At 33.5% G+C, this 16,307-nt stretch carries 18 protein-coding genes and 2 tRNA genes; 6 read left to right on the top strand and 14 right to left on the bottom strand.

Features of this window, described 5'->3' with window-relative positions; translation table 11 throughout:
- Nucleotides 1-297 precede the first annotated feature (297 nt).
- From EJ01_RS13050 to EJ01_RS13040, 3 genes are all read right to left on the bottom strand, one after another.
- Nucleotides 298-477: a hypothetical protein gene (locus tag EJ01_RS13050; RefSeq protein ID WP_048080742.1), complete on the bottom strand. Its 180-nt coding sequence runs from the start codon at nt 475-477 to the stop codon at nt 298-300.
- A 259-nt stretch (nt 478-736) separates the two neighbouring features.
- Nucleotides 737-2,596, bottom strand: coding sequence for a glutamate synthase-related protein (locus tag EJ01_RS13045; RefSeq protein ID WP_048080743.1), 1,860 nt, complete (start codon nt 2,594-2,596; stop codon nt 737-739).
- The gene (locus tag EJ01_RS13040) at nt 2,593-3,264 is read right to left on the bottom strand and encodes a GltB/FmdC/FwdC-like GXGXG domain-containing protein (RefSeq protein ID WP_048080744.1); all 672 of its coding nucleotides are present in this window, start codon (nt 3,262-3,264) and stop codon (nt 2,593-2,595) included. The genes EJ01_RS13045 and EJ01_RS13040 overlap by 4 nt, the downstream gene beginning before the upstream one ends.
- 155 nt (nt 3,265-3,419) lie before the next feature.
- On the opposite strand from EJ01_RS13040, the gene EJ01_RS13035 reads away from it, so the two are divergent.
- The 3 genes from EJ01_RS13035 (at nt 3,420) to EJ01_RS13025 (ending at nt 5,079) form a co-directional block, all read left to right on the top strand.
- Nucleotides 3,420-3,968, top strand: coding sequence for an ArsR family transcriptional regulator (locus tag EJ01_RS13035; RefSeq protein ID WP_048080745.1), 549 nt, complete (start codon nt 3,420-3,422; stop codon nt 3,966-3,968).
- A 372-nt stretch (nt 3,969-4,340) separates the two neighbouring features.
- Complete coding sequence (locus EJ01_RS13030) at nt 4,341-4,538, top strand: hypothetical protein (RefSeq protein WP_048080746.1); 198 nt, start codon at nt 4,341-4,343, stop codon at nt 4,536-4,538.
- Nucleotides 4,539-4,659: 121 nt separating this feature from the next.
- The gene (locus tag EJ01_RS13025; RefSeq protein ID WP_157197548.1) at nt 4,660-5,079 is read left to right on the top strand and encodes a hypothetical protein; all 420 of its coding nucleotides are present in this window, start codon (nt 4,660-4,662) and stop codon (nt 5,077-5,079) included.
- Between the two features lie 39 nt (nt 5,080-5,118).
- Here EJ01_RS13025 and EJ01_RS13020 read toward each other — a convergent pair whose 3' ends face one another.
- The 3 genes from EJ01_RS13020 to EJ01_RS13010 are packed head-to-tail and all read right to left on the bottom strand — an operon-like array spanning nt 5,119 to nt 6,406.
- Nucleotides 5,119-5,361 carry a hypothetical protein gene (locus tag EJ01_RS13020; protein ID WP_048080748.1) on the bottom strand — a complete coding sequence of 81 codons (243 nt, stop codon included), beginning with the start codon at nt 5,359-5,361 and terminating at the stop codon, nt 5,119-5,121.
- 3 nt (nt 5,362-5,364) lie between these two features.
- Nucleotides 5,365-5,946 (bottom strand): DUF2953 domain-containing protein, encoded by a 582-nt coding sequence (locus EJ01_RS13015; protein WP_048080749.1) that lies wholly within the window; start codon nt 5,944-5,946, stop codon nt 5,365-5,367.
- Nucleotides 5,947-5,995: 49 nt separating this feature from the next.
- Nucleotides 5,996-6,406 (bottom strand): GerW family sporulation protein, encoded by a 411-nt coding sequence (locus EJ01_RS13010; protein ID WP_048080750.1) that lies wholly within the window; start codon nt 6,404-6,406, stop codon nt 5,996-5,998.
- 336 nt (nt 6,407-6,742) lie between these two features.
- Here EJ01_RS13010 and EJ01_RS13005 point away from each other — a divergent pair.
- Nucleotides 6,743-6,814, top strand: a tRNA-Val gene (locus tag EJ01_RS13005).
- 3 nt (nt 6,815-6,817) lie between these two features.
- A tRNA-Phe gene (locus EJ01_RS13000) sits at nt 6,818-6,890 on the top strand.
- Nucleotides 6,891-7,290: 400 nt separating this feature from the next.
- On the opposite strand, the gene EJ01_RS12995 is transcribed toward EJ01_RS13000, so the two are convergent.
- From EJ01_RS12995 to tes, 8 genes are all read right to left on the bottom strand, one after another.
- Entirely contained in the window at nt 7,291-8,091 is an 801-nt protein-coding gene (locus tag EJ01_RS12995) for an MFS transporter (RefSeq protein WP_048080751.1), read from the bottom strand.
- Nucleotides 8,092-8,234: 143 nt separating this feature from the next.
- Entirely contained in the window at nt 8,235-9,044 is an 810-nt protein-coding gene (locus EJ01_RS12990; RefSeq protein ID WP_048080752.1) for a hypothetical protein, read from the bottom strand.
- Between the two features lie 168 nt (nt 9,045-9,212).
- Nucleotides 9,213-10,487, bottom strand: a complete 1,275-nt coding sequence (locus EJ01_RS12985; RefSeq protein ID WP_048080753.1) for a tRNA (N(6)-L-threonylcarbamoyladenosine(37)-C(2))-methylthiotransferase — start codon at nt 10,485-10,487, stop codon at nt 9,213-9,215.
- A gap of 125 nt (nt 10,488-10,612) precedes the next feature.
- Nucleotides 10,613-11,266 (bottom strand): protein-L-isoaspartate O-methyltransferase, encoded by a 654-nt coding sequence (locus tag EJ01_RS12980; RefSeq protein WP_048081047.1) that lies wholly within the window; start codon nt 11,264-11,266, stop codon nt 10,613-10,615.
- Between the two features lie 2 nt (nt 11,267-11,268).
- Nucleotides 11,269-11,868 carry an HVO_0476 family zinc finger protein gene (locus EJ01_RS12975; RefSeq protein ID WP_048080754.1) on the bottom strand — a complete coding sequence of 200 codons (600 nt, stop codon included), beginning with the start codon at nt 11,866-11,868 and terminating at the stop codon, nt 11,269-11,271.
- An 85-nt stretch (nt 11,869-11,953) separates the two neighbouring features.
- A complete protein-coding gene (hacB, locus tag EJ01_RS12970) occupies nt 11,954-12,445 on the bottom strand; it encodes a homoaconitase small subunit (protein ID WP_048080755.1) in 492 nt (163 codons plus the stop codon).
- Between the two features lie 173 nt (nt 12,446-12,618).
- Nucleotides 12,619-13,617, bottom strand: a complete 999-nt coding sequence (locus tag EJ01_RS12965; protein ID WP_048080756.1) for a beta-ribofuranosylaminobenzene 5'-phosphate synthase — start codon at nt 13,615-13,617, stop codon at nt 12,619-12,621.
- 206 nt (nt 13,618-13,823) lie between these two features.
- Entirely contained in the window at nt 13,824-15,356 is a 1,533-nt protein-coding gene (tes, locus tag EJ01_RS12960; RefSeq protein ID WP_048080757.1) for a tetraether lipid synthase Tes, read from the bottom strand.
- 66 nt (nt 15,357-15,422) lie between these two features.
- On the opposite strand from tes, the gene EJ01_RS12955 reads away from it, so the two are divergent.
- Nucleotides 15,423-16,004 (top strand): CDP-2,3-bis-(O-geranylgeranyl)-sn-glycerol synthase, encoded by a 582-nt coding sequence (locus EJ01_RS12955; protein ID WP_048080758.1) that lies wholly within the window; start codon nt 15,423-15,425, stop codon nt 16,002-16,004.
- Nucleotides 16,005-16,307 lie beyond the last annotated feature (303 nt).

The raw sequence follows: 16,307 nt of genomic DNA, 5'->3' as shown, positions 1-16,307 counted from the left end.
AACAAGTATATAAACTTTTATATAATCATCGAGAATTAATCCACATTCAGTTTGTTAAAATACACTTTATTAGTTGTTTTCAGTTACATTTTCAAAATTCAACATCAAGGGATATTTCAAAAATATTTTAATTTTCTGGTGTTGAATTTTACAAAATAGTTTTTCAGAATTAAATAATATTAATAAAAAAATTCAACGACTTTAACCATACCTGCGATGACCTTAAAATATAAAAAAATAGATTATAAATTATAAAATTACTTATCACTAATATCAAATCTAAAATTAGATTTATATTCACTTCTTATCAAAATATTTCATTCTTATAACATTAAATGCTACCACACACAGTATTATACCTATCCTAATTAAAGGGTTTAAAGGTGCAAATAACAGAAAATAAAGCAGTACAATCCCAACAAGAGCATGAACTAACCAATTCTTTGGTTCTTTCAAATAATCTATCACTAGTCCCATCCTATCACATTCCATATTTTATTTATTTCGGGTATTAAGTCAAAATGAGCTTATGCAGTATATATTATTTGCTCCATATCGTTATCTCCAAAATTAATATTTTTACATACATATGTACTGTTTACCCGCACGAAGACCACTTTATTCCATTTTCTAAGCTAATGTATGCAATTAAATCATAATATTAATGTTAAAAATAGAATAAATCATGAATTTATTTTTAGCTTTTATTTTAAACTAGAAAAATAAAAATATAGGTTTATGTACCTATAAGTTTAATTCCAGTTATTTCTGCTATATTTGTATTCAATGCCCGTAAATCATCCATAGAGAAGTTGCGTATATCATTGTGGCCTGCTAACTGCGCCAGCATTTTTGTTTCTTCAGTCATAGATTTTATATAATTTCCAACCCTTTCTGCAGATAAATCAACGTTCATTCTTTCTCTTAAAATAGGATCTTGGGTTGCCACACCTACAGGACATTTTCCTGTATAGCACATACGGCATGCACGGCATCCTGCAGCGATCATCGCCCCTGTTCCAATGTATGCTGCATCCGCCCCCATGGCCATAGCTTTAGCCACATCAGCGCCGCTTCTTATTCCTCCAGTAATTATAAGGTCTATTTCATCCTTCATTCCAATTTCTTTAAGGCCATTTACAGCTTGAACAAGTGACGCAAGTGTAGGAACTCCTGTATGTTCAATGACTACTTCGGGAGCAGCGCCTGTTCCACCTTCCATTCCATCGACTGAAATGATATCTGCTCCAGCCTCTGCAGCAATTTTAACATCTTCATCAACTCTTCCAGGTCCGAGTTTAACTATTATTGGAACGCGCCAGTCTGTGACTTCTCTAATTAGTTCAATGTGTTTTGCAAGATCTCCATCCCTGGTCGCATCCAGGAATCTACATGGACTTAAAGCATCAGTTCCAATTGGTATTCCCCTTATCTGGGCTACTTCTAGGCTTACTTTCTCAGCAAGCAGGTGACCTCCCATTCCAGGTTTGGCCCCTTGACCTATTTTCACCTCGATAGCATCACCCGCATTTAGATAATCAACTGAAACTCCAAATCTACCGGATGAATATTGAACAATTAGTTTATCTGCTTCTTCTCTCTCTTCAGGGAGCATTCCACCTTCTCCAGTATTTGCACATGATCCTACAAGTGAAGTGCCCTTAGCAAATGCCACTTTGCATTCTTTGCTTAGTGCACCAAAAGACATTCCTGCAATTAAGATAGGAGTATCTAAAACCAGAGGTTCTTCTGCATAACGAGTTCCGAGAACAACTCCCGTATTACAAGCCTCCCTATATTTATCTACAGGAGCAATAGATGCTTGAGCTGGGAGAATTACAATATCATCAAAATTAGGGAGGCTTCTTTCAGTTCCAAAACCTCGTAATACATATTTTCCAGCTTTAGAAGTGAATCTTATATCTGCAATGGTTCTGGGATCCCATATACTTCCAGCACCACTTGGTATCAAAACAGGACATGCTGCAAAACACGACCCGCACATTATACATCTGGATTTATCAATTTCTGCATGATTATCAATTATTTGGATTGCATCTGTGGGGCAGACAATTTCACATGTTCCACAAAACACACAGAGTCCCTGTGTTGCATTAGCAAGATCTGATGATGAGTAAGGAGTTAATGAAGATGTAGTTGAGTTTCCATTCATTTCAAATCCTTTCTGGACTCCTGCAGCTACATCTTTTACATCCACTGTTTTTAAACATTTAGACTCGCATGCATCAACACATACTGGTCTTCCGCCATTAAAAGCAGTGCACTGCTGTTCACATTTTAACATCATGTTCTCAGTGTAGGTTATACTCCCAATAGGGCACATTAATACGCATAACCTGCATCCTATACATTTATCTTGGTCGATTTTTACAACACCATTTTCACGGTATATGGCGTCCCTAAAACAGCCTTTAATACAGGAAGGATTAATACACTGTTGACAGACAATAGCCTGGTATCCCTCAGTCATTTTGTGCAAAAATAATCCACTTCCCCCATTAACTTTAGAACACGCTTCTACACATTCATTGCACCCATCACAGTTCTCAGGATTAGTTAAAAGAATTTGCTTCATTTTTCATCACCATAAAAAGGCCTTAATTTTTTGGGTTCTATTTTAGTAAAACTAGTAATATCTGCCTCTATTTTATAAATATCAAAAATATCTTTAAGTTTTTGCCGGTCATCATCGTTCATTTCATGAATTTCTGCATTTGTACCTGTATTATAGGTTCCTCCAACGTATATCGAACCACCGATCATCCAGTCACCCGTGTCGATACCTGTGCTGCCTGTTACGATGATATCTCCACTTAACATGTACAGGCCTGCCAGATTTCCAATGTCTCCATCAATAACAATTAATCCACCTTTATTTAATTGCCCTATACCATCACCTGCACTCCCATAGACTACAACTGTGCCGTCATAGGTTCCAAAGCCTACACCCTCTTCAGCCGAACCATTAACAATTATCTCGCCGCCAGTCATGTTATTACCAACATATCGTCCAGCATTGCCTTCAATCTCTATTTTAGCACCGTTATTAAGTGCTCCCACGAAATCGCCAACATCGCCCTTTAAAGCTATACTAACTCCATCTCCAAGCCCAACTGCTATGGAGTCCAATTTTTTAGGCATTTCAATTGTTAGAAAATGTCTTTCATCGGCTATTTCATTTTTAATCCCCACGTTTACCTGACGTGTGGATATCTCACCTTCAGATGTTATCACATTAGCCATATTATTCCCTCAATCATTCTTTATTTAAAATAAATTAGGAACTTAAATAAACCTTCTCATGCATATAACATGTATAGTTGACCAGTCTACAATTAAATGAGACTAAGTAACATAATTAAAATACTTAAAATTAGTAGTTAGTTACAGGTGAAAGAATGAGAACCCTAATTACAAACCTCAAGGGCCAGTGCTTGTTTAATGCATCAATGAAAACACAAGCTGAAGGCGTGATCATTTTAAGTGGAAAACATCGCAGAAGAACTGAATTAGATAAATTCATTAAAGGCGGTGAAATTAAAATTGAAACTGAAGATCCTGTAGAAATATGTAAAGAGATATCTGAAGTTATAAATGCAGCTAAAAAACATGGTGAAATATTTGTTGCATATGGGGGAGATGATCTGGGTTCTTTACTCAATTTTGTGGCTAATAAAGAAGGAATAAACGCAATTTTCAGCTGCCATAATGAGAAAGTCTTAAGAATTCCTCTTTTAAAACTGGATGTATCAAAGACAAGACAAAAAATTCTGGAAGTTTTAGCTAATGAAGATCTAAGTGCCGCTGAAATAGGGAAAAGTGTAAATATATCACGTGCGATGGTATACAAACATTTAGCAGGACTTATAGATAGAGGCTTAGTTAAAAAATCAAGATTATTTGAAAAATACGCCATAACGCAAGCTGGAATGATCGTAATCATTTAATAAAATTCATATTCCCCTATTTTTACCCACATACCTTACATTAAAAATAAAATATTAATTTTAAGAGCAAATGATAAATTCACCAAATTTTCCATTATTTTAATTTAAATTTTTTACATATTTTTATAAAAAGCTAATTATTTTAAACAATGTTCAAATATAATAATAATTATCTGAGCAATATAGGGATATTTAAGGAAAAAATTGAAAAATATTTATATACTAGTTCTGACACTTTATTATTGTATAGAAAATATTGACATATGATGTACATATTTCAACAAAACAGAGGATCTAATAAAAAAAATATGAAATAAATTATATGATCTGAAAATTTTGAGATAAGTACACGTACTCAAAACAGGTGGTATAATGGATGAAATGAAGGATGAAATCATTAAAATGAGATACATGATTCTTGTAAAGAAGGGGATTGTAGATAAAAAATATGAATCATACAAAAATATATCTAAAATTGTAAAGGAATATGAGAACCAGTTTATTCCGGGGACAGTCTTGTTAAGCGAGAAAGCCGGTTATAAATTACGTATTGAGTATCCCATGGAATGATAATTCCAAGAGGTCATATATCTGTTATTGATTTTAAAACCATTAAAAATTGTAAATCTGTTATAACCTTTGTTAATTTTTACAGATTAAATTTCAGGAGTAGTTAATGAGGGGCATTAATATGTGCATGAGATCCGGCAGCACAAAAAAAGGTGAACTTCCGAGAAATATAGCCAAATCTTTAGTAGATACATTACAAAAGGAAGGTTACCTTGTAAAACGGAACTTTGAATACCCTAATAAAATTTCAAGCAATTTTGATGTTAAATATCCTAGCTACACATTAGATATATTCGCAGTTAAACGAAATGATATAATGGTAATTAAATATGAAAACTGCTCAGATGTTTTATCTAACAAACATAAGAGGCTTTGGAAAGCATTATCTTCTAAACCTGGAGTAAATTTTCACATATTAGTTCCATCTTACTGCAGCAAAAAAGCTCATGTGAAAAGCAGGATGTTAAATGTTCCAGTAAAAATTTTATGCATGAATGATTGGAAAGATTCATTTGAATCCAGTTTAAGAAATTCTAAATAAACAATTATGTCTTAAAACCTGACTAGAATAATGTTTAGATCATACCATCTTTAAAATCTCATTCTGGTTAATTTTTTCATCAGTTAAAGAAATAATATATTTTTTTTCATTTTCTTCAATTACAAATGCAATTGGAACTATCCATGATCCAACAGTAGTCATTTTATTATCCTTTAAAATGGAAACTCTAACTATAGGATAGAGAATTTTACCTTGCGCTTCAATAGATTTACCAACTATAGTCTCAACATCGAAATTCTCTGCAAAGTTAGTTTTAACCATTGTTTAACCCCTAGTTTCTCTTAATTCTTTTAAAAGTGCCCTTACAGGTTTCTTGGTGAAAGCCCTTATAAGTTCAACAACTATCCAAAAAAGCCGGATTTTTATTTTTAAAGTTGCATCTGCTTCTATTTTTTCATTTAAAAAATCAGGTTCCAGTGATATATAAGCGTTAGGAATTAAATTTAGCAAAGAAGATGCAGCCCAGAAATAACCGCTGACCATAGCCGTATCTGCAGGATCTCCTAATCCTAAAATTAAATTTAAAGAAAATATTTCAAAAGATGTGGATTTTAAAAAGCTGTTAAATACCCTCTCAAGATAAGGCCATGATTCCACCAAAAGAGACAAAATTTTTGGAATACGGCTTATTTCAAATTTATTTTCCTTTTCATTTTCTTTCTTTGGCGCTTGTTTTTCTGGAGGTATTTCTCTCTGGATTAATTTTATTTTCATCCACGTTAATCTAAAAGTCCCTGTGATCTTAAAACCAGTATTGTATATATTCAGGTATATATGAAATGGAACCACCAAAATTCCAATTACAATTATTAGAATAATCAGGATTATGGCGGTCGCTATGAACATTAAATTCACTCTTTAAATTCCTAATTACAAAAAATAAGTAGAAAAGATTTTATTCACTTTCTTCCTTTTCTTCTTCTTTTTTTTCTCTCATCTCTTTTACAGTTTCTTTACCTTCTTTCATAAGGTCAATTACTGCAGGCATTGCTTCAGATATTGCCCTACCCATTGGGCTAGGCTTGGTTAGATGCATAACTCTAACGCTTTCAGGACCTTCCATACCTTTAAAGACAACTACCATGGCTATTGGTTCAATACCAGCTCCACCACCAGCACCACTGCCTTTTCCACTTTGATCTTTAAGTGCACTGCCTTCAGCGCTTGCAGCACCAAATGCCATTCCAAATTTTGTAACTGGAATAATTATTTTATCCTCAGTCTCTATTGTCTCACCAATCACATTTTCAGTTGCCAAGACTTTTAAAAGCTCATCTACTGTAGTTTTTATCGGCTCCACGTCCATATTCCAACCCTCCCAGGGATTTTTATATATAATAAGTTGTTTTACTAATATTTATAATTAATGTATGCTTTTTTACTTAAATAATCCAAAAATAATTCCCAATATCCCGCATATAACAGATATTATATTTTAATCTGTAAATTGCATAAATTAAAGTTTTAAAAAATATAATGTATAAACACATAGGATAGGTAGCAAATAATTTAAGCAAGTTTAACAAGAAATGGTTAAAAAGTCGGAATAATTTGATTTATTTTACTGTTTCACAAAAAAATTCCATTGAAAAAGGGAAAAGGTTATATAGGAATACAACTATATTCAAGTTAGACGCACTCCGGGCCGGTGGTCTAGGGGTATGATACCTCCCTGACACGGAGGTGATCACGAGTTCGAATCTCGTCCGGCCCATTTGCCGTGGTAGTTCAGTTGGGAGAACGCCAGACTGAAGATCTGGATGTCGCTGGTTCAAGTCCGGCCCACGGCATTTCTTTTATTCTAAATTATTATTTTTAAATCATTACAACTATTTTCTTCCCAATTCACTGTTTTTAATCAAAAAATTTATCCCGTTAAATGGTAATATTATTTTGGGAAAAATTCATGACAAAGAAAAATTTGTGTCCACGATGCAGTTCCAAAAAATAAATGGCATGACCTGCAGTTAAGGCTCTGGGAATGTGGAAAATGCAGCTATCGAGGTTCTGTAGTTATAGAAAACGGCAGTGTGCAAAAAAAGGTTAAAAAATCTAAAAAAAATAGAACGGCTCTCCTGGAAACGGCAGCTCAGGTAATTTTATATTATAAACACGAAACCTCAATTGTAATATTTGTTGTTTTAAAAACTAAATAACTACAAATTACTATTTTTTTAACATTAACTGATTTTATTCATCCATTTGCTTCTTAACAAAGATTCCTATTACTCCACCAATTGTCGCCAATACACCAAACACAATTATACCCATGAAAGCTATGGAGATTCCACCAAAAAATCCTAAAATGACTGAAGCTATGGCTCCCACTAAAAATCCATTGATGATTCCATCATCATAATCCTTACTGATACCAATAAAAGCAGCTAAACCCCCCGAAACCAGTGCAAAAATGCAGGATAATACAACAAGCGCTGAAAATGCAAATATAAAACCTGAATAATTGTAATAAGAATTACTAAACAAGTAAAATGATAACAATAGAGACGTAAATACACTTATTACGAAAAATACAACTCCTGCTACAATTGATAACCAGTTAATCCTCTCAGAGAAATTTTTTGATTCCCTATAATCATCATAATCAGTTGCAACCTTTCTAAAGGCATTATCTGACAATCTTTCAAGCCTTTGTTCATCAAAACTTTTGGTATTGCTAATTATTTTTCCTTCCTTTACTGCAATTAGCCTTCCACCACATTTAGAACAAAATATTCCTTCTCCATGTTCCCCCATACAGTTCGGACAGATAAATTTTGGTTTATCATTTTTTCCCACTTCTTTAAATGTTTCTTCAACATTTAAATTATTTTCATGAGGGATATCCCAATTTTCTAAGGATTCAGCTTCTTTAAGTTCGTTTTCAGGATATTTTAAGGTACCGCCGCATTGACATGCCTCAAAATTATCAAGGGATTCACCTTCTGCAAGTTCATAGCGTCCCCCACACTTTTCACAGATTACATAGTCCATAAAATCACATTGTTTAATAATTTATAGCCATAATTTCCGTTTGCTTAAGTTTTTGTGACATAAAAAGATTAGATTGCATTATTTACAGAACTTTAGTCATAATTTGTTTGTTAAGATTTCTTTCCATTCTGAAAGATTTTGCTTTAGATATATGATGTGTGTCTTCTAACATAAACCGCTATTAAGCCTCCGACAGCAGACATGGCACCCCCATAAATGATACTTATTATTAATACCATTAATCCAGCTATAATTCCAACACCAATATTTATCTGCCCATATAATCCTAAAAATAATAATCCAAATACCAGATAAAGTATTCCAGAAATAATTGTTATTACAATACCCACCATACTTCCAGTCATTATCCCGGTTACATAATTCCTTGTTGTGATATAAGATACTGCCCAAAAACCAGATGCTATTGGTATAATAGCAGAAATTAAGCCAAAAAACAGGACTATAACGTTGGTAATAGATATTAATGCAGTTGTATTTGCATTTTGAGCTACAATAATACCACCGCCTAAAAATATTCCTCTAACTATTCTAGTAACTATACTGGCTACAATATAAAATATAATTCCAGAGGTAACTGCACCCCAATGAATTCTATCAAAAAAGTGAATTGATGAACTTTCAGCTAAAATATGTCTATAATCACCCCTATTTTGGTGATACATTTTATTTTGGTAATTTGTTTTCCTAATCCTGCTACCGCATTTAGAACAGATTAAACTCTTATTTTGTTCATATCCACATATATTGCATTTAATACCCGATGGTTTTGTTCTCTCTTTCAGGGCGGACTTGTTTTGAATAGGACTCACATAACTCCAATTCTTCAAAAACAACAGTGTCCCGCCACATTGACATACGTCAAAGTCCGCTATAGATTCCCCTTCTTCAAGTTCGTAGTATCCACCGCATTTTTCACAGATTACATAGTCCATAAAATCAATATTGTTGATATATCATTAAAATATTTTATTATTTGATATCACTAACAAATAAAAACAATTATTCAAAATAAGAAGCAAATTTTAATAATTTCTAGGATATTTCTTCATAAAAAAATTAAAATTAAAAAAAATAAACATATTGAATTAATTATCTAAATATCACAAAACAGAACCTTTTAGATAAGTACTCGTGACTTCATTTATTTTTACCTTAACAAAAGTACCAATTTCACCATTTTCTATGACTACATGCTTGTAAGAATCTGTCCTTCCAATGTAACCGCCCTTACTACCTTTTTCTGTTATTAAAATTTCATGAACTTTTCCAATTTCTGCAAGGTTGTTCTGGTAAAGTATCTTTGATTTAAGATCATTCAGTACTTTAGACCTTTTTTTCATAATTTTATGATCTATTTCATGCATTGAGGAGGATATGGCCATTGGTCTGTGTCTGTATTTCGAAATATGAATAAAATTTGGCTTAATATCTTCGATTAACTTTAAAGTGTCTTCAAAGTCTTCATCAGTTTCTGTTGGATAACCCACTATTATATCTGTAGCTATAGAAACCTCGGGTATTTTTTCCCTGACTTCAGATATTATATCTTTATACTGTGCAACTGTGTGATCACGGCCCATATGATTTAATACAGAGTCGCTGCCACTTTGAATAGGAATATGCATGAATTTATAGACATTTTTATGCATGAAAGCCTCGATTAACCCATTTAGATCTCTCATCATACTCTTTGGGTGCATCATTCCAACTCTCAACCTGAAATCACCAGGAATCGTAGTGATCTCCTTTATAAGTTCAGAAAGTTTTCTTCCAGTATCCATCCCATATGCAGCCGTATCTTGAGCCGTAAGTTGAATTTCAACACATCCATCTGCTACTGCGCTTTCAATCTCATTCTTTATATTTTTAACTGGATAGCTCTGGAGTTTCCCCCGTGCAAACCTTGTACAGCAGTAAGTGCATCTTCCGACACACCCCTCGCATATTTGGGATATATGTACAAATGGATCAAAACGTATCTTTGGAAGGCCTGCTTTTATTTCATCACTGTGGCCAATAATCCGTGAAGTTTTACCATTCATACATGATTTCACAACATCTATAGTTGATTTAATTTGACGCGGCCCAATCCATCCAGCAGAAGGTGCAGCTTTTTTAAGTTTATCTGGATCAATTTCCACCATACATCCAGAAATTATCAATTTTTTATCTGAAAACTGCTCTTGAATTTTTTTAATCCTGTTTATAACCTTCTGTTCTGTTGGCTGCTTAACGTAACAGGTGTTGAGTATTATTACATCTGCATCTTCCATATTTGAAACTATCTGGGCATTATCTTCCTGCAGAAGCCCTGCCATTATCTGTGAGTCACCCTGATTAAATGTACAACCAAACGTATCAATGTAAACTTTCATTTTATCGAACCTGATCCTATGTAAAAATACAAATCAAACTATAATCTAAAATCAGCTGTTATTTAGATATATTTAACTAAAAATTATTTGGATAAATATAACTCTTAAAAATTAAGATTTTAAACCTATTTTTCAGGCCAGCCATGTTTACCAATCATCGGAACAAACACAACTCCGCCCAGTGATTTCTCTTTGAATTCAGTTTCGGATTTCTTAACCATGCAGATAAGATCCTGGAAATATGCCTGTTCCCCAACTGGGATTAAAAGTCTTCCACCTATTTTAAGCTGTTCTTTAAGGGGTTCTGGCACAAATGGAGCACTTGCAGTTCCATAAATTCGATCATATGGAGCTTCTTTCTCATATCCCTGTGTTCCGTCACCAATTATCACTGTTACCTTTTCACCGTAGCCTGTTCTTTCAAGATTCTCTTTAGCCAGCTCTGCAAGGTATTCTATTCGTTCAATACTGTAAACATGGCCTTTTTTACCCATAGCCTCTGAAATAACAGCAGCATTGTATCCAAAACCAGTACCAATCTCTAAAACTTTCATGTCCTCTTCAAGTTGAAGTTTCTCACATATCATTGCTACCATATGCGGTGCTGAGATTGTTTGACCTTTTCCTATTGGTAAAGGCTGATCAACATAAGCGTAAGGCCTGTTTTCTGCTGGTAAAAATTCTTCTCTTGGAACTTTTTCCATAGCCTGCCTTACATTCTCTGATTTTATGTATCCATATTCTAAAAGTCTCTTAACAAGTTCCTTTCTTTCATCCATCATCATACTATATTAGAACTTAGATCATAATTATATCTTACGAATTCTTCTAAAGGTCTTCCATAAACCCTTTTAGTCACATAAGCCTTTGCAAAACCTTTTCTAAGTTTTCGTTCAATGGTTTTCATGGAAGTTATTTTAAAAATCAAGTTTCCCATTTTGACTATATCTCCAACAGTGAACTCAAAATCCCTATCAACATCCACCTTTTTTGAGATAACTCTGCCACCGAAATCTACAGAAATTCCAACTCTCGCAGGTATATCCATTGAAGATGCCCAAATAGTTTCTATATCAGATACCTGACTTCTATAAACCCTTGCACTAGTTTTTATTTCAATCGAGTTTACTGCAACTTCTTTTCCATCGAGGTCTAAAATATCATCCACCATCAGCACCTCGTCAGGATAAAGTTTTACGAATGCTTTTTTAGATTTTTCAAACTCACTTATAACTATTCTAACATCTACTGGCTTTTCTCGTATTATGGTTTCCCTATAAATATTACCGCATTCTTCACACTTCAAAAGAAGCTCTTTTGAATGCTTGCCTTTTGATTTTAAAATTTCATATGATTCCGATTCACATACAGGACATTTCATTTACTTTTCCTCAAATTCTTATAAATTTTTTATCAGTATATAACTTATTTGTAATGCTTAAATAAAATTATGTTTACCTAAACCCCTATCCTTCTTTGAGTTTAAGGTAATGTTTAACTAATCCGCCGTCTTTTAAAATATCAAGCATGAATTTTTTAAACGGCTCTATTTTAAATGATTCATCAGTTGATTTGTTCTTTATAATGCCTTTTTCCAGGTCTATCTTTAAAATATCTCCTTTTTCAGCATTTATATCTGCCACAATGACAGGTAGCCCTATATTTATCGCATTCCTGTAAAAAATTCTTGCAAATGATTTTGCAACTATTGCTGAAACACCAGCGTGCTTTATGGCTACTGGAGCTTGTTCTCTTGATGAACCACATCCAAAGTTCCAGTCGGCAACTATGATATCTCCCTTTTGGACATTTCCTGAAAAATCAGGGTCTACACCTTCCATTACATGTGCTGCCAGATCATCCAGGCTGAAAGTTCTCAGATATCTTCCAGGAATTATCACATCAGTATCTACATTATCTCCAAATTTCCAGACTTTTCCTTCTATTTTTTTCTTCATATGAATCAGTGATGAATTTTTAAAGAATTTTGATTAATTTAGCGGTGTCAATCTATTATCATTTAATTTTTATATAAATTAATTTTAACCAATAGTTTAACACAAATGGTACTGTGTAAACAGGTTATGTTAAAATTTTTACTTTGATTATATCCTTGAATTTTTGAACATCATCAAAATTCTTTTTTCAGCGTAGCACCGCTATTTTTGGCTTCAGTAACAATAACTTTTCCACCAATCTCGTTCATAGTACTCTGAGCTACTTTTGATATATCTTTTGTGTTTGTATCAGTTACCGCATAAATAGTAGGGCCAAATGAACTCATTCCAACCCCTGCTGCACCTGCATCTCTGAGATTTTGAGCTATTTCATTAATTACAGAATCCTGAAACCCAACTTCTATTTTTTTAAATCCAATATTCTGTATTTCATTAACTGCAGATCCAAAAGAGTCTAAATCTTCTTCAACTAAAGAAGGCATCATTTTCATTAATATCAAATGAGATAATTTCTGTACTTCATCCAGCTTAATTGGGCAGTACCCCTGGAAAATATTTACCTCATTTTGACCTGATGCACCTGCAGGGACATTTGGAATTGCAAGTACTACTTTCCAATCCTCTGGAAAATCATATCTTGCTATTAAAGGTGCAGGACGTGCATTAGACGCGGATGATGGTAAAAAATCAGGCTTTTCATCCACCTTATGCCCACCGTCAATAATAAATCCGCCATGATCGAAGGCCCTGACTCCAATACCAGAAGTCCCACCTCTTCCAACGATTTTTGCTATTTGCCATGCATCCATATCACGATCATTAAGATTTAATATAAGCTTTGCAACTGCAAGGGATAGTTGAGTACCTGATCCAAGTCCAGAATGTGCAGGATAAGCTGTTTTAACTTCAAATTTAAATCCAGAGTCAATTTTAAGGAAATCAGTTATTTTCTTAACTGTATTTTCGATTTTTCTCCCATAATCCGCCATTATTTTTTCATTTAATTTATGAGATTCTTTAAAAAATATATCGATGCCCTCATCTTGAGATTTTGCTTCAAGAACAAGTTTGGGTTTTTTGATGGTAAGTCCTACACCACCATCAACTCTTCCAATAGTTCCATTAAGGTCTATTAAAGTCATGTGTAGCCTTGATGGAGTTTCTATAATCATTTGAACGACCTGCTATTTGATTTATTCCAGACTTTCAAAGAAATGGTACTTTGTACTGTTTTTGTTATATTTTTTGTTAAATTATTAATAGTTGATCTCTTGTTTAATTCTGCATATTAATAGTTTTCTGAACTTCCAGAAAATAAGTCTCCAAAAGAGAATTAGAAATAGTTATTTTAATTCCTAGAGTAACAATTTAACTCAATTTAGGTTTTATTAGAAGGTAAATCAGATTTTCCTTCCAATCTTCCACCAGTTATATTTCCCTTCTCAAATGGAATCGCAAATTTTTTCTCTATTTCTTCCCTGTGAATAGCATTCATAGAACAGAACGGGATTATTCTTCCATCTGGGACTGCATAGTGTATTACACACCTTTTTACCCTATCCTGATCAAAGTTCCATGGGTCCATAAAGTGCATGCATCCAATAAGAAGTGTTTTATGGTGGAAATCTCCAAGAGCGCTGTAAGATCTCTCTTTAAAAACCGAAGTCAATATAGATCGGATATCAACTGTACTTGGTGATTTTGACATATCTACTGTTCTTGGAAGTTCAAGTGTAGCCCTTGCTACTGTTTTTGCTTTTCCAGTTAATCCTCCGTCTTTTATGTCTTCAGCGCTTTTTGAAAGTAATTCAAAGAATTTATCCACATCTACAAATTGAGTAATTGGGATAATTTCGCCATCATCAATAAAAACATAAGTAGCAGCACCGCAGTGAGGGTGACAGGTAAATACAACCTGCTCTTCTCCTTCAATAGCTTCTATAAATTCTGAAATTGGTGTAACGCATGATGCAGGATGGAAATCTTCCACTTTAATTTGGGAGTCAGTCTGTTTTTCTACCAGTTTTTCAAAATCAGGAATTGTTATACGCTGTTCTTCCACTTCATCTGATGGTGTTCTTCCTGCAAAGGATACCGGCTGGAAGTTAACTCCCCTTATTATATCAAGGTTATCAACTGCAAATTTTATTATACCACCAATCTGGTGGTCATTTATTCCTTTTACAATTGTAGGAACCAGTACTATGCCCAAATCTACTGCTCTACAGTTTTCTATTGCTTTAAGTTTGGTTGCAAGTAAGTCTTTGTTTCTTGTCTTAAGATATGGCTCTTCTGTAACTCCATCAAATTGAAGATAAACTGTGTTTAATCCTGCTTCTTTGAGTTCTTTTGCAAGTTCCGGATTTCTTGCAAGTCTTAAACCATTTGTAGCTATCTGAGTATGTCTAAATCCTTCTTCTTTTGCAAGTTTAATCAAATCTACCAGATCTTTTCTTACTGTTGGTTCTCCACCAGCGTATTGAATTGCTGGTGCTGGAACTGGCTTATTTGACCTTAAAGTCTGAAGCATTTTCCTTATTTCTTCGTAAGTTGGTTCATATAAACGGTTTGAAACTGCAGCATTTGCAAAACATACAGGACATTTTAAGTTACACCTGTTTGTTACATCAATAAGACCGAGAATAGTTTGACTTTCATGATCGGAACATATCCCACAATTCATAGGACATTCTTTTTCAGATAAAGTTTGGGGATTAATTATTCCATTCCCCTTGTGATCACTCTCTGAAGCTTTTAGGTAGAGTTCATCACTACCCCAATAAGTACTATCAAAAATACCATGCTCTTTGCATTCTTTTTTTATCATAATTTTGTCGCCGTCTTCATAAACTTCAGCATCTACAACTGAAAGACATTGAGGACATAGACTTTTGGTTTTCTTTATAACCATCATCTCACCATAGATATATTTATAAATAACATAATTATTATCTTGCTTTAAAACAGGAGGTAAACCATGGATGCAAGTGTTATCAGTGTTTTAGTTTTATCAGCATATGTAATATACTTTATGTTACCGGCATACCTTGCAAATGTTTCAGCATTAGTCTTCGGAGGCGGTAAACCACTGGATTTCGGCCGTAATTTTCGTGACGGTCGGCGTATTATAGGTAATGGAGTAACTTGGAAAGGAACCATTATTGGAACATTAATTGGAACTTTAATAGGAATCCTTCAAGGATCTGTATCAGCGTATTATGGAAACGTCTTTAGCTTAATACCCGGAATTACGATAATTCAAGGACCAATACCGACAAGTATACTACAAGGTGCCATCATAGGACTTTTCCTAGGAGGCGGTGCTTTAATTGGTGATGCAGTCGGAAGCTTTATAAAAAGAAGGATTGGAATCGAAAGAGGAAAAGCTGCACCATTTCTAGATCAACTTGATTTTGTAATTGGTGCATTAATATTTGCTTCGCTTATAGTTTTTATACCATTAAACATGATTATAATTATACTTATTATAAGTATCGTTCTACATCTTCTAACTAACATGATTGCATATTTAATTGGTATGAAAGATGTTTGGTACTAAAACCAAACTCAAAATCTTAAATCGTGTAGATTGATCAAATTACACATTAAATTTCTTTTTTTACAATTTTCAACAAAAAATAATTTGAAAATTTTAATTTTTAATTTCACTATTTTTTTATGAACTGGAATAAATTTTTGAGTATTACTAATATGGCCAGATCATAGCCACAATTCCAAAAATTAAATTTATTAAGGATTAATTACAATATAATATAACATACGATGTCTATTCAACAATAGGAATATTGAAACTGATTCAATCACTTAAAACATGAATTAAAATTCAGTTTGTACAAGGATC

This window comes from Methanobacterium veterum, assembly GCF_000745485.1.
GTDB lineage: Archaea > Methanobacteriota > Methanobacteria > Methanobacteriales > Methanobacteriaceae > Methanobacterium_D > Methanobacterium_D veterum.
This window is presented reverse-complemented; position numbering and strand designations above follow the sequence as displayed.

Excerpts from the sequence above, each read along its gene's own strand:
- EJ01_RS13010 (WP_048080750.1), bottom strand. The coding sequence starts at position 6,406 with ATGGACGTGGAGCCGATAAAAACTACAGTAGATGAGCTTTTAAAAGTC.
- EJ01_RS13035 (WP_048080745.1), top strand. The coding sequence starts at position 3,420 with ATGAGAACCCTAATTACAAACCTCAAGGGCCAGTGCTTGTTTAATGCA.
- hacB (WP_048080755.1), bottom strand. The coding sequence starts at position 12,445 with ATGAAGAAAAAAATAGAAGGAAAAGTCTGGAAATTTGGAGATAATGTA.
- EJ01_RS12955 (WP_048080758.1), top strand. The coding sequence starts at position 15,423 with ATGGATGCAAGTGTTATCAGTGTTTTAGTTTTATCAGCATATGTAATA.
- EJ01_RS13030 (WP_048080746.1), top strand. The coding sequence starts at position 4,341 with ATGGATGAAATGAAGGATGAAATCATTAAAATGAGATACATGATTCTT.
- EJ01_RS13050 (WP_048080742.1), bottom strand. The coding sequence starts at position 477 with ATGGGACTAGTGATAGATTATTTGAAAGAACCAAAGAATTGGTTAGTT.
- EJ01_RS12980 (WP_048081047.1), bottom strand. The coding sequence starts at position 11,266 with ATGGATGAAAGAAAGGAACTTGTTAAGAGACTTTTAGAATATGGATAC.
- EJ01_RS13040 (WP_048080744.1), bottom strand. The coding sequence starts at position 3,264 with ATGGCTAATGTGATAACATCTGAAGGTGAGATATCCACACGTCAGGTA.
- EJ01_RS12990 (WP_048080752.1), bottom strand. The coding sequence starts at position 9,044 with ATGGACTATGTAATCTGTGAAAAATGCGGTGGATACTACGAACTTGAA.
- EJ01_RS12985 (WP_048080753.1), bottom strand. The coding sequence starts at position 10,487 with ATGAAAGTTTACATTGATACGTTTGGTTGTACATTTAATCAGGGTGAC.
- EJ01_RS13025 (WP_157197548.1), top strand. The coding sequence starts at position 4,660 with ATGTGCATGAGATCCGGCAGCACAAAAAAAGGTGAACTTCCGAGAAAT.
- EJ01_RS13020 (WP_048080748.1), bottom strand. The coding sequence starts at position 5,361 with ATGGTTAAAACTAACTTTGCAGAGAATTTCGATGTTGAGACTATAGTT.
- EJ01_RS12995 (WP_048080751.1), bottom strand. The coding sequence starts at position 8,091 with ATGGACTATGTAATCTGTGAAAAGTGTGGGGGACGCTATGAACTTGCA.
- EJ01_RS12975 (WP_048080754.1), bottom strand. The coding sequence starts at position 11,868 with ATGAAATGTCCTGTATGTGAATCGGAATCATATGAAATTTTAAAATCA.
- EJ01_RS13045 (WP_048080743.1), bottom strand. The coding sequence starts at position 2,596 with ATGAAGCAAATTCTTTTAACTAATCCTGAGAACTGTGATGGGTGCAAT.
- tes (WP_048080757.1), bottom strand. The coding sequence starts at position 15,356 with ATGGTTATAAAGAAAACCAAAAGTCTATGTCCTCAATGTCTTTCAGTT.
- EJ01_RS12965 (WP_048080756.1), bottom strand. The coding sequence starts at position 13,617 with ATGATTATAGAAACTCCATCAAGGCTACACATGACTTTAATAGACCTT.
- EJ01_RS13015 (WP_048080749.1), bottom strand. The coding sequence starts at position 5,946 with ATGTTCATAGCGACCGCCATAATCCTGATTATTCTAATAATTGTAATT.